Source organism: Pedobacter metabolipauper, assembly GCF_004362715.1.
GTDB classification, from domain to species: Bacteria; Bacteroidota; Bacteroidia; order Sphingobacteriales; family Sphingobacteriaceae; genus Pedobacter; species Pedobacter metabolipauper.
The window spans coordinates 109,249-120,909 of the sequence record NZ_SNYC01000004.1 but is presented as its reverse complement, the minus strand read 5'-3'; the positions used below and the strand labels follow the sequence as shown (position 1 = coordinate 120,909).

Below are 11,661 nucleotides of genomic sequence, written 5' to 3'. Positions count from 1 at the left end.
AGGTTTAAGCGTTCTTAACCAGGATAGATTCCAACACATTGGCCGCATCTTCACATTTATCTGTTGCCATTTCTAAAGTTTGGAGCACTTCTTTTTGTTTGATCAGTTCAATTGCATTCGTTTCAAACTCAAATAAACGGGCAATGGCAAGGTTACAAACATAATCAGCCTGGTTTTCTCCGCTGTTAATCCGTACACAAGCATCAGCAATTACGCGGATGTTCTTAAAGCTTCTTAATTCTTTAATTGCTTTTTCCAAATCGGTACACATTTCAACAAGCAATTCAGCAAGTTTAATCATGGCATCGCCAATATTGGTGATGTTATACAATTCGATGTTGCTGGCAGATGCATGAATATAATCTGCAATATCATCCACGGCACTAGCCAGTGCATGTATATCCTCTCTGTCAAAGGGCGTAATAAAGTTTTTACTTAGTTCTAGGAAGATGGAATGGGTAATGTCATCACCAACATGCTCCAGGCGTTCAACCTCCTTAATATATTCTTTTCTTTTTTCTACATCGCTTGCAGTTAATGCAAGTAATAAGGCTTCAGAAATTCTTAGAGCATTACTTCCCGCCTGTTCAAACAGAGGCTGAAATTTTTTGTCTTTTGGGGTGAAGAAGTTAAAAATACTATTCATCTTATCTATAAAATATGATACAAAAGTAGGAACTGCAATGTTAAGTTAGTGTTAAGGATTGCGCTAGTTTAAACAGTTTAATGTAATTTATCCTATTTTTTCAAGTGTAAAAGCAAATGTAGTTCCGATTTGAAGCGTGCTTCTAACGGAAATAATCTGCTGATGCGCTTCCAATATATGTTTAACGATTGCCAGTCCAAGCCCTGTTCCGCCAACTTGTCTGGAACGGTGGGTATCGATTCTATAAAATCTCTCAAACAGGCGTGGAAGGTGCTTTTCATCAATTCCAATACCATCGTCAGTTACTTCGATCAGGTATTGATCGTGAAGTTCAAAAATCTTGATTGCGGTAGAGCCATTCTCTTTACCGTATTTTATAGAATTTGAGACCAGGTTAATCATTACCTGTCTTACTTTTTCACGGTCTGCATTTACAAATGCAGGGTGTGTATACTTCTCTTTAAAGCTGAGTTTGATTCCACGTTTTGAAGCTTTATCTTCAAGCGATTCCATTACTTCTTTGGCGAGTACTACGAAGTCAAATTTTTGGTAATTGATGGGTACTTCTCCAGATTCGAGTTTAGAGATTGAGTCCAGGTCATTGATCAGATAGCTTAACCGCTCTACATTGTTGGCTGCTTTAACCAGAAATTTAGCTGCAGTTTCAGGGTCATCAATAAGGCAATCCTGCAGGGTATCAATATAGCCTTGTATAGCAAATAATGGAGTTTTAAACTCATGAGAAACATTAGACAAGAACTCTCTTCTAAACTGTTCCTGTTTTTTTAAGACATCAATTTCCCGCTTTTTTGCACCAGCCCACTCTTTTACCTCATTTTCTACATCATTGATCGGGTCTGAACTTACATATTCACCCAATGCATCCTTAAGGTCTTTACCCAATTTGAGGTTATGTATCATCTTGTAGATCAGTACAATTTTAGAGTAGATGTATTTTTCAAGCAGGTAATAGAATACTACAAAACTGGTTAAAAAAGACGCTCCAAATGCAATGAGCATATAATACAGGCTTTTTTGAAAATAAAAATTTACTAAACTGATGGAGATGGCAACGGCCAACGCAGTGATGAGCACTAAAACACTTAACTTCATAAGGCAATTTACAAGATATTTATGAATCTTGTCGTTTTTCTGTAAGATATTTCCAGTACCTTTTTGGTACATGCTGAATATGGAGCTTTGTGTTTTTTCGAGCCACAATATTGGTGCTTTTAAAGTAATCCTTCCAAAGCATGGCATATAAAGATTCTTTGTCAGACCGAATATTTTTCGCTGGTTTGCTCCATACTTTGCTGGTAGTCTCATTTTCGGTGCTACAGGCACCTTCAAGGTTTCCTGGAATCTGTATGCTTTGGGGATTTTCTTTATGCTCAGCACTTTCGATATTCTCTACGTTCTCAGGGCTTTCAACGTTCTTCATTTGTATTTCTTCAACAATATGGAGATCGTAATACAGGCCATAATGTCTTTTAAGATCATAAATAATCCAACGCTGATCGGCATACCTGTTCTTAAAATGGTTCATGATTAAGGGAAGTACGTTAAAGTCCGGATCAATGCCGCAATAAAACATGCCATCGGCAGTATGCTCAAATCGAATAAAAGCTTCCATGCGGTGCTTTTCACGTTCAACCTTATGCGCAGTTTGTGATAGGGCCAGGACATGCGCATTGCCATAATTTGCTTCAGCGCCAGGCGGATTGGAAAAGATATAACATGCAAACTCAAATAAGCTGGAGTAGGCCTCGGGCAGTTCAGACAAAAAGGTACAATAAAAATGTCTGATCCAGCGCTTATCCAATTTACGCTGCAGGCCTTTCCAAACCCGGTCAGCTTTATTTAGATCATTATCAACCTGGAATGTTTGTATAAAAGCATCAGGCTGATAATGCTGAACCGTTTTTAAGATCACAGGACCTGGCTTGCGCTCAAACCATTCGAACACGGCACAAAGCAAACCCTCCAGGCTTCCGTCGATCAGGTAAATTATCATCTAAAATAGAATGAGCTGATTTACGTCATTTTTAATATACTTACTTTGGCTTTCTGCCAATATAAACGACTTGATCTGTGTACTTTGATAGTCCTTTAGCTGGTATGGAGTATCTGCACATTTAATGAAATGACGGGCCCGGTTATACGCTACACCAATCTTTTTAAGCTGGTCTATCCTAAGCTTACCGAACTTGCGTGCCTGTACAATCTTTTTAGCGGAGCCCACCCCAATTCCAGGTATCCGCAAAATCATTTGATAAGAAACGATATTAATGTCGACCGGAAAATGATGCAGGTTTCTAAGGGCCCAGCTCAATTTGGGATCAATGTCAATATCCAGATGCGGATTGGCATCATTGAGCAGTTCATTGACATGAAAACCATAAAAGCGCATTAGCCAGTCGGTTTGATACAACCGGTTTTCCCGGATCAATGGAGGTTGTGAACCGAGAACGGGGAGCCTGTTGTCATTACTAATAGGAATATAACCAGAATAGTAAACACGCTTTAATGAAAAGTTTCTGTAAAAGGCATCTGCGGTTTGCATAATATCCTTATCTGTTTCCGGAGTTGCACCGATCACCATTTGAGTACTTTGGCCAGCGGGAACAAATTTAGGAACACTTTTGATCAGCTTCTTTTCTTCTTTGAACTGGATAATTTGATTCTGTACAAAACTTAAAGGTTTGATCACATCCTGGTGACTCTTTTCAGGAGCGAGCAGCTTTAATCCGGCTTCTGTAGGCATCTCCAGGTTAATGCTCATCCTGTCCGCATACATGCCGGCTTCTCTAATCAGTTCATCGCTAGCTCCAGGAATGGTCTTTAAATGGATGTAGCCATTAAACCGTTCTTCCAGCCGAAGCTTTTTTACTACCCTAACAAGCCGCTCCATAGTAAAGTCAGCATTTTTAAAGATCCCTGAACTAAGAAATAAACCTTCAATATAGTTTCTACGGTAAAAATTCATGGTCAGTGATACGACCTCTTCCACGGTAAAGGCAGCACGTTCAATATCATTGCTCTTTCGGGAAACACAATATGCACAATCGAAAATACAGTGATTGGTTAACAGGATCTTTAAAAGAGAAACGCAGCGCCCATCTTCAGTATAGGTATGGCAAATACCGGATGCGTGGCTATTGCCTAATCCTTTATTGTCATTTTTCCGTGTTCCGCCGCTGGACGAACAGGATACATCATACTTTGCTGCATCCGCCAATATATTTAGTTTTTCCCTAATCCGTTCAGACATATATAAAATATTTGCTAACAAATATAGTATTAATACTAAGTATATTAGCCGATGAGCATATTAAAGATATTCCTTATAGCTATTTTGTTGATCGGGTTGATGCTGGTAGGTATAGATATTGGCATTAACCGGACTATTACTGGGAGTAACTGCCAGCTTCTAAAAAGAACTGATCAAGGTAGGCCAGCATAAAATCATGACGCTGGGTTGCAATATTTTTTCCTTCCTTTGTTTTCATCAAATCTTTAAGCAGCAGAAGTTTTTCGTAAAAATGGTTAATAGTTGGCGCAGTAGAATTCTTATAAGCTTCCTTACTCTGATTTAATACTGGTTTTATTTCAGGGTCATACATCAGCCTGTTTTTATAGCCGCCGTAAGTAAAAGCGCGTGCAATTCCAATTGCACCTATGGCATCAAGCCGGTCTGCATCCTGTACAATGTCGAGTTCTTTAGAATGAAAATTCACCATACCGAGACTGGCTTTATAACTCAGATTTTTAATTATTTGCTGCACATGGTTAATCAGTTCATCATCAAGGTTCAGCGTTTTTAGAAAATCTCCGGCTATTCTTGGTCCAATCTCTTCATCACCGCCATTAAACTTGCTGTCAGCAATATCATGAAGTAATGCAGCCAGGGCAACAATCAATTCATTGCCTTTTTCTTTTTCATTGATCTTTAGTGCCGTGTGATAGACGCGCTCAATATGAAACCAATCGTGGCCGGCTTCTGCACCGGCAAGTTTTTCTTTAACAAATTTTATTGTTTGATCTTTAAGGAACTCCATAGCATTGCTTTTGGAGCAAAGATAATTCAATTGTAGCGTTTAAGATCTGGAAGATCCATTTTGAGCAATGATTTGTATAAATTCAGCATGGTCAAGTGACATCAGTTGGGTGGTCTCGATCTCCAGGATATTTGAGATCTGGAACAGTCTGTCTACAGTTATTTTACTATATCCCAGTTCAATTTTACTGTAAGCATTTTGAGAGATACCTAATTTTGCCGCCAAATAGTCTTGTGTATAATTTCTAAACTCCCTAATCTTCCTGATATTCCCCGCTACAACTTTAGCATTTGAGGCAAGTTGGTCACCCATAAAATTGATATTTAATTCATATTGCTGTACTAACGAAAAAAAACAGGCCATAGATTTCCATTTCCGCATTTATAGGGCTTTAAATGAATCATTCGAACATGCGCGAAATTCAATCTGGTTACTTATTATTATTTCAGTTGATACAACTCCAAGTGATAACTTATTCTTTATTGTTGTTTCAAAAAGAATTGATAATAAAACCTTTAGCTATTTATGGTCGTTAATTAAGTAACAAAAAGCAACATCTACTTATGCTTTATTGAGGAAACAGCCGAAAACCTATAACAGAGCAGGCAAGAATTAATAATTTGTATTATGAAACTTCAAGAATTAAATCAAAACGAAATGACGCAGATCAATGGTGGCGGACTGTTTGGAAGTAATGATTCACAAAGTTCAAACAGTTTAACAGGTTCCATAGGAATAGGCAGTTTATTGTCATTCTCAACCGAAACGCAAGATGGCGATGAGCGTTCTAAATCATCATTCTCTGTAGGTAACGGAATTGGATTAGATCTCGGTGGACTTTTTAATAATCTGCAGAGCTAAGATCAGTTATTAATTAAAATCTGTAAAAAGGGGAACATTTAATGTGAATGTCCCCCTTTTACTTTTTAATCCAAACCCGGCTTAAATTCATTTCGTATATAAATCGAAATCATTTTATGGATCAGGATAAATACATTTTTCCACAGGAGATCATTGAAAATACTGCGGAATTCCATTTTCACAGCCACAACTCCTTTACTCAGATTATCTATAAGACCATTCTGGTTGCGATGACCATAGTCATATTTGCTATTTTTTTTATTAAGGTAGATGTGAATGTGAAAAGCAATGGTTTGTTTAGGCCGCTTGAAGAAAGAAATGATATTAAGCCACTGGTAAATGGTCGGGTTGATTCTGTTTTTATCAAGGAGAATTCTCATGTAAAAGCCGGACAAGTTCTTCTAACGATCAAAAGAGAATCACTTGAAGGAAGAAATGACCTGGTCGAATTGCAGCAATCTGATGTTGAGGCTCAGCTGGCCGACCTAAATAAATTGATCTATGCGTATAAAAAGAATAATTGGTCTAAGAGACTTGATTTAGAGTCTGGTATTTTCAGTCAGCAATATAGCCTGTTCATGCAGAAAATTGTGGAAGCAAGATCGCGGTTAAGACTTGCCAAGAAGAACCATGACCGATTCTTATATTTATACCGGCGACAGGCAGTTTCAGCGTCGGAATATGATGAGATGAAACTAAAGTTAGATAACATTAATAATGAGCTTTCATTAATTGCTGAAGATCAAGGCAGTAAATGGCAGTCCGAATTAAACCTTTTAAAGATTCAGAACCGCGAGCTGCTTTCACAAAATGAACAGTACAGTGAGGAAAAAGAATTCTATACCCTTCGTGCTGCAGTAACGGGCTCAGTTCAGCAGCTAAAAGGTATTCAGCCTGGCAGCCTGGTTAGTGCAAATGAACTGCTTGGAGAAATCTCTCCCGATTCCGGGTTAATTGCGGAGACCTACGTTCTGCCTAAAGACATTGGTTTGTTAAAGGTAGGTACAAAGGCGAAATTCCAGATAGACGCTTATAACTATAACCAGTGGGGAATGGTTACCGGAAAGGTAATGTCTATCTCGAATGATATTTTTATGGACAATGGAAAACAACCTTATTTTAAAGTGCGGTGTTTATTAGATGTGCATGAGTTAAAGCTAAAGAATGGATATGTGGGTAAGATCAAGAAAGGGATGACCTTGCAAGCCCGGTTCTTTGTAACCAGCAGAACCCTTTTTCAATTGCTTTATGATAAAGCCGATGACTGGTTAAATCCAAATGTGATTACCGATCCTAAACAACAAACTACCAGTCTATGAGCGTAGAGAACGTAGAGAACGCTGAAAACTTCGAGCGCTTTAAGCGCTTTAAGACAATTATCGCTGCCATTAAAAAGAGACTTAGTGAGCGTAAAAGGAACAAATTAATCCATGTTAAGCAGCACGATGCTACAGATTGCGGAGCAGCTTGTATTGCATCAGTCGCAGTGTTCTATAACCTTGATCTTCCCATTGCACGAATCCGTCAATTTGCATCAACAGATACCAAAGGAACCAATGTACTTGGCCTTATTGAGGCCTCTGTGAAAATTGGTTTTACAGCAAAAGGTGTAAAAGGAGATTACGAAAACCTGTTTAATATTCCTTTACCTGTAATTGCACATGTGGTGCAGAATAATATGGCACATTACGTGGTTATATATAAGATAACTACCATGCATATTGAGATTATGGATCCAGCATTTGGCGAAACCCAGAAGATCCAGCATGAGGAGTTCAGGCAAAGGTGGACTGGTGTTTTGATCATGTTGCTGCCTGGTGATGATTTTTCAGGTGGTGATGAGCGTGCGGGCATTGAACAGCGATTCTTGTATTTGCTAAAACCACACCGCAGCATATTGTTGCAAGTGCTGATAGGTTCTGTATTTTATACCATTTTGGGATTGTCTACTTCTATCTTTTTACAGAAAATTGTAGACAATGTACTTCCAGAGGGTAATCTGAATTTACTGAACCTGATGGGTACAGCGATGATCGCCATTATATTTCTGCAGCTCTTTATTAATCATGCAAAGACATTGCTCACCATCAAAACCGGTCAGCAGATTGATGCCCGGCTTATTCTTGGCTATTATAAACATTTGCTGAAATTACCGCAGCAGTTTTTTGATACCATGCGTGTGGGAGAGATCATCTCCAGGATGAATGATGCGGTAAAGATCAGGGCTTTTATTAATGATGTATTGGTTGGGTTTTTAGTGAACGTTTTCATTCTAATCTTTTCCTTTGTATTGATGTTCACCTATTACTGGAAACTCGCATTGATCATGCTTACCGTAGTGCCCCTCTATGCATTGATCTATTACTTTTCTAATAAGCTGAATAAAATAACGCAGCGTAAGCTTATGGAAAAAACGGCAGAACTTGAAAACCAATTGGTAGAATCTGTAAACTCAGTAAGTACCATCAAGCGTTTTGGCCTGGAAGATTTTTCGAACCTTAAAACAGAGATGCGTTTCATTAATCTGCTTCGTACCATTTACACATCCGGTACCAATTCATTGTGGGTAGGTAATATGAGTGGTTTTGTATCGGGATTATTTTCGGTGATATTATTGTGGACGGGAGCTACATTTGTGATCAATAATTTAATTACCCCAGGAGAACTTTTGTCTTTTTATGCGATCATTGGTTATTTTACAGGTCCGGTGATCAGTTTGATTGGTATGAACAAGGTGATGCAGGATGCAAGGATTGCGGCTGACCGGTTGTTTGAGATCATGGATCTGGAAAGAGAATCTACAGAAAACAAAACAGACCTGACTGCAGACATGATTGGTGATATTCATTTTAAGCAAGTAAATTTCAGGTATGGTACACGGGTTACTGTTTTTGCAGATCTGACATTAGATATAGCAAAGGGTAAAATTACAGCAATTGTAGGTGAAAGCGGTTCGGGTAAAACGACACTGCTGTCGCTGCTCCAAAATATTTATCCGCTACAATCCGGGGGTGTTCTTATTGGAGAATATGACATTAAGTACATTACCAATCATAGTTTACGCAGAATTGTTGGCGTTGTTCCTCAGGATGTTCACTTATTTGCCGGCAATGTTATTGAAAATATTGCCATTGGTGATATGGAGCCTGATATGAAAAAGATCATCCGCATATGCGGAGAGATCAGCATTCTCGAATTTATCGAAAAGCTACCAAATGGATTTGATACATATCTCGGAGAGAATGCTGCAAATCTATCCGGCGGACAGCGTCAGCGCCTGGCTATTGCACGTGCATTATACCGGGACCCAGAGATCCTGATCCTTGATGAGGCAACTTCATCTCTTGACTCTACTGCAGAAGAACATGTACATAAAGCCATTGAACTGTTACGCAGCAAAGGAAAGACCATCATTTTGATTGCCCACCGTTTAAGCACGGTGGTTAATGCAGATAAAATTGTAGTATTAAACCAGGGGGAATTAATTGAAGAAGGTACACATAATGATTTGATCCTTAAAAAGGGAGCATATGCTGCAATGTGGGAAAAACAAGTATTATAACTCGTCTTTTACCAATCTTTCACCTTCGGGTCTTCTCGTCCCATCGTACAATTCATACTCAAGCATCCGGCAATCCAGTTTGCCATTATAGAATTCTATTTTACGCGTAGCCTTGAGGCCGATTTTCTTTGCCAGATCAGGGTTTCCGGTAAAAATATAACCAAAGTAACCTTTGCAGTCCTGTTTCATGAAATCGCCCATGCGTTTGTAAGTCAACTCCAGTTTAGAGTGTACACCCAGGCGTTCACCATATTCCGGATTAAATATAACGATGCCCTTACCGCCTTCCGGTACTTTAGTATCGGCAAAGTCACACACTTCAAAAGATATCAGGGTATCAACACCGGCAGTTTTGGCATTCTTACGGCTTACATCAACAGCGTCTTCAGAAAGGTCAGTCGCGATAATCTGCAGATCAATATTCTTTATGACTTGTTCTTTTAAGATCCGGCGTTCAGCAAAGAATGCTTCTTCGTCATAACCCAGAATGTGCATAAAACCATAGTTCATACGAAACAGGCCTGGTCTGCGGTTGGTTGCAATCAATGCCGCTTCAATGGCTAACGTTCCAGATCCGCACATTGGGTTTACAAAAGGTGATTTTTGATCCCATTTTGTGCTTAATACAGCGCCTGCTGCCAATGCTTCCAGCATGGGTGCTTTTCCAGGTATCTTGCGATATCCATGTTTAGCAAGGGTTTCACCCGAAGTGTCTATGAAAATGTCAGCTTCACTGTCTTTCCAGTACAAATGAACTACTGCTTTATTGGCATCTGAGCCTGAATTTGGGCGAATACCTTTCTTGTCTTTGATGCGGTCTACAATGGCATCTTTAACTTTCAGGTTGGCAAACAACGGAGTGGTAATCGTTGGGTTATCCACATTTGAAGTTACAGAAAAATAACCTGAAAAATCGATCAGTTCTTCCCAGGCCATTTCTACCAATTCCCGGTACAACTCTTCCGGATCATTAGCTTTAAAGCTCTTTAAACAATATAATATCTGGCTGGCGCACCTTAAGTTAAGGTTCAGCTTAATGCATTCGGAAAGCGTAATATCCAATTCTACCCCAGTAGGAAAATCTCTTACAATGGTATAGCCCAGGGCAGTAACTTCATCCTGTAAATAGGTAGAAAGACGCTTGTTGCAGGTTATAATAACCTTACTTTTTGTGTGGAAAACTTGCATAATTAATTGTACGAAGTTATCAATAAAAATATAGAGATTTGAACTTCGTAGTAGAATAAAATAGTATTTGTTATGGAGATAAAAGGAAAAGTGCATGAAATCGGTGCATTACAACAGGTGAGCGAGACTTTTAAAAAACGCGATCTTATTATAGAATATGCAGAAAACCCTACTTATCCTGAGTTTATCAGGTTTGAAGCTTTGCAAGATAAAACGGCTTTGTTTGATGCTTTAAAGCAAGGTGATGATGTAGAAGTTTCCTTCAATTTACGTGGTCGTCCATGGACAGATAAAGCCGGAAAGACCTCTTATTTTAACAGTTTAGTAGTATGGCGGATCAATGCGTTAACAAATGGCGCTGCCGCAGCATCTACACCAGCATATGCACCGCCAGCTGATTTAAACAGCGCACCGGGCGAGGATGATGATCTTCCTTTTTAAGACCTTTTTTAAATAAACAAATTGACCACCGTGCCGTCCTGATTCAGGGCGGCATTTTTTGTAGTAATAAAATCTTGCTCATCCTGGCATTCGTTAGCATACCCTGCGCACATCAATATCTCAAATTAGACAAAGGCATACCTTATTATGATAAGCATAGCCCATTTAAGAATGGGTACATGCAAACAACAATCTTTAACTGCTGTTATGATATTATGGAAATATCAGCTATGTACAATTTGAAAATCATATCATCTACAGTCAGGCCTGGAAGAAAAGGGCCGGTTATCGCCAAATGGATCACAGAAATTGCCCGTAAAAATACAGAGTTCACAGTAGAGCTGTTGGATCTTGGCGAAGTAAAACTTCCTTTAATGGATGAGCCAAATCATCCATCCATGCAGAAATATGAACATCAGCATACCAAAGACTGGAGCGCAAAAATAAGTGAGGCGGATGCGTTTATCTTTGTTACCGGCGAATATAATTTTGGATATCCTTCTCCACTCAGAAATGCATTGGAATACCTGGTTAAAGAATGGGGATATAAAGCCGCAGGTATAGTAAGTTATGGCGGAGTTTCTGCAGGTACCAGGGCGGCCAATAGTTTAAAGGGAGACCTGTCTACTTTGAGTATAGTGCCACTTTCTGCTGCCGTAAATATTCCATTCTTTTCTAAGTCCATTAATGAAGATGAAGATTTTGAAGCCAATGAGATCTCTTTAAAAGCTGCAGACGCAATGCTTAAAGAATTGCTGAGATGGACTAAAGCATTAAAGCCTTTAAGAACTGGTGAAATTTAGCATTATACCTACTCTAAATTCGTTAATAATCAGGTAGTTTGAAAGACTGTTCTGTTAAAAAGTGTTAAAATAACAGCTTTATGTCCCAGCTTCGTTAATTTT

The 11,661-nt window shown here is 38.9% G+C and carries 12 protein-coding genes; 5 read left to right on the top strand and 7 right to left on the bottom strand.

Annotated features, from left to right (window positions below):
* Positions 1–4: 4 nt before the first annotated feature.
* From ATK78_RS07105 to ATK78_RS07080, 6 genes are all read right to left on the bottom strand, one after another.
* Positions 5–646, bottom strand: coding sequence for a DUF47 domain-containing protein (locus ATK78_RS07105; protein ID WP_133575405.1), 642 nt, complete (start codon positions 644–646; stop codon positions 5–7).
* Positions 647–733: 87 nt separating this feature from the next.
* Entirely contained in the window at positions 734–1,759 is a 1,026-nt protein-coding gene (locus tag ATK78_RS07100; RefSeq protein ID WP_133575404.1) for a sensor histidine kinase, read from the bottom strand.
* A gap of 19 nt (positions 1,760–1,778) precedes the next feature.
* On the bottom strand, positions 1,779–2,657 hold the full coding sequence (locus ATK78_RS07095; protein WP_243732513.1) for a TIGR03915 family putative DNA repair protein: 879 nt from the start codon (positions 2,655–2,657) through the stop codon (positions 1,779–1,781).
* A gap of 3 nt (positions 2,658–2,660) precedes the next feature.
* A complete protein-coding gene (locus ATK78_RS07090) occupies positions 2,661–3,917 on the bottom strand; it encodes a putative DNA modification/repair radical SAM protein (RefSeq protein WP_133575402.1) in 1,257 nt (418 codons plus the stop codon).
* Between the two features lie 136 nt (positions 3,918–4,053).
* Positions 4,054–4,704, bottom strand: a complete 651-nt coding sequence (locus ATK78_RS07085) for an HD domain-containing protein (protein ID WP_133575401.1) — start codon at positions 4,702–4,704, stop codon at positions 4,054–4,056.
* A gap of 39 nt (positions 4,705–4,743) precedes the next feature.
* On the bottom strand, positions 4,744–5,016 hold the full coding sequence (locus ATK78_RS07080) for a helix-turn-helix domain-containing protein (RefSeq protein ID WP_133575400.1): 273 nt from the start codon (positions 5,014–5,016) through the stop codon (positions 4,744–4,746).
* Between the two features lie 315 nt (positions 5,017–5,331).
* On the opposite strand from ATK78_RS07080, the gene ATK78_RS07075 reads away from it, so the two are divergent.
* The 3 genes from ATK78_RS07075 to ATK78_RS07065 all read left to right on the top strand — a co-directional run bounded on the left by ATK78_RS07075 (position 5,332) and on the right by ATK78_RS07065 (position 9,127).
* Positions 5,332–5,565 (top strand): hypothetical protein, encoded by a 234-nt coding sequence (locus ATK78_RS07075; RefSeq protein ID WP_133575399.1) that lies wholly within the window; start codon positions 5,332–5,334, stop codon positions 5,563–5,565.
* 116 nt (positions 5,566–5,681) lie between these two features.
* Complete coding sequence (locus ATK78_RS07070; RefSeq protein ID WP_133575398.1) at positions 5,682–6,884, top strand: HlyD family secretion protein; 1,203 nt, start codon at positions 5,682–5,684, stop codon at positions 6,882–6,884.
* A complete protein-coding gene (locus tag ATK78_RS07065) occupies positions 6,881–9,127 on the top strand; it encodes a peptidase domain-containing ABC transporter (RefSeq protein ID WP_133575397.1) in 2,247 nt (748 codons plus the stop codon). The genes ATK78_RS07070 and ATK78_RS07065 overlap by 4 nt, the downstream gene beginning before the upstream one ends.
* Here ATK78_RS07065 and ATK78_RS07060 read toward each other — a convergent pair.
* Positions 9,122–10,315, bottom strand: coding sequence for a THUMP domain-containing class I SAM-dependent RNA methyltransferase (locus tag ATK78_RS07060; protein WP_133575396.1), 1,194 nt, complete (start codon positions 10,313–10,315; stop codon positions 9,122–9,124). The genes ATK78_RS07065 and ATK78_RS07060 overlap by 6 nt on opposite strands.
* A 72-nt stretch (positions 10,316–10,387) precedes the next feature.
* Here ATK78_RS07060 and ATK78_RS07055 point away from each other — a divergent pair, with 72 nt between their 5' ends.
* Together ATK78_RS07055 and ATK78_RS07050 are read left to right on the top strand one after the other, a co-directional pair.
* Complete coding sequence (locus tag ATK78_RS07055; RefSeq protein WP_133575395.1) at positions 10,388–10,756, top strand: DUF3127 domain-containing protein; 369 nt, start codon at positions 10,388–10,390, stop codon at positions 10,754–10,756.
* 215 nt (positions 10,757–10,971) lie between these two features.
* A complete protein-coding gene (locus tag ATK78_RS07050; RefSeq protein WP_243732468.1) occupies positions 10,972–11,559 on the top strand; it encodes an NADPH-dependent FMN reductase in 588 nt (195 codons plus the stop codon).
* Positions 11,560–11,661: the final 102 nt, after the last annotated feature.

What these genes read in the sequence shown, in the direction of transcription:
- ATK78_RS07070 (WP_133575398.1), top strand. Translation starts at nt 5,682, where the DNA reads ATGGATCAGGATAAATACATTTTTCCACAGGAGATCATTGAAAATACT.
- ATK78_RS07075 (WP_133575399.1), top strand. Translation starts at nt 5,332, where the DNA reads ATGAAACTTCAAGAATTAAATCAAAACGAAATGACGCAGATCAATGGT.
- ATK78_RS07060 (WP_133575396.1), bottom strand. Translation starts at nt 10,315, where the DNA reads ATGCAAGTTTTCCACACAAAAAGTAAGGTTATTATAACCTGCAACAAG.
- ATK78_RS07085 (WP_133575401.1), bottom strand. Translation starts at nt 4,704, where the DNA reads ATGGAGTTCCTTAAAGATCAAACAATAAAATTTGTTAAAGAAAAACTT.
- ATK78_RS07090 (WP_133575402.1), bottom strand. Translation starts at nt 3,917, where the DNA reads ATGTCTGAACGGATTAGGGAAAAACTAAATATATTGGCGGATGCAGCA.
- ATK78_RS07065 (WP_133575397.1), top strand. Translation starts at nt 6,881, where the DNA reads ATGAGCGTAGAGAACGTAGAGAACGCTGAAAACTTCGAGCGCTTTAAG.
- ATK78_RS07080 (WP_133575400.1), bottom strand. Translation starts at nt 5,016, where the DNA reads ATGGGTGACCAACTTGCCTCAAATGCTAAAGTTGTAGCGGGGAATATC.
- ATK78_RS07100 (WP_133575404.1), bottom strand. Translation starts at nt 1,759, where the DNA reads ATGAAGTTAAGTGTTTTAGTGCTCATCACTGCGTTGGCCGTTGCCATC.
- ATK78_RS07055 (WP_133575395.1), top strand. Translation starts at nt 10,388, where the DNA reads ATGGAGATAAAAGGAAAAGTGCATGAAATCGGTGCATTACAACAGGTG.
- ATK78_RS07105 (WP_133575405.1), bottom strand. Translation starts at nt 646, where the DNA reads ATGAATAGTATTTTTAACTTCTTCACCCCAAAAGACAAAAAATTTCAG.
- ATK78_RS07050 (WP_243732468.1), top strand. Translation starts at nt 10,972, where the DNA reads ATGGAAATATCAGCTATGTACAATTTGAAAATCATATCATCTACAGTC.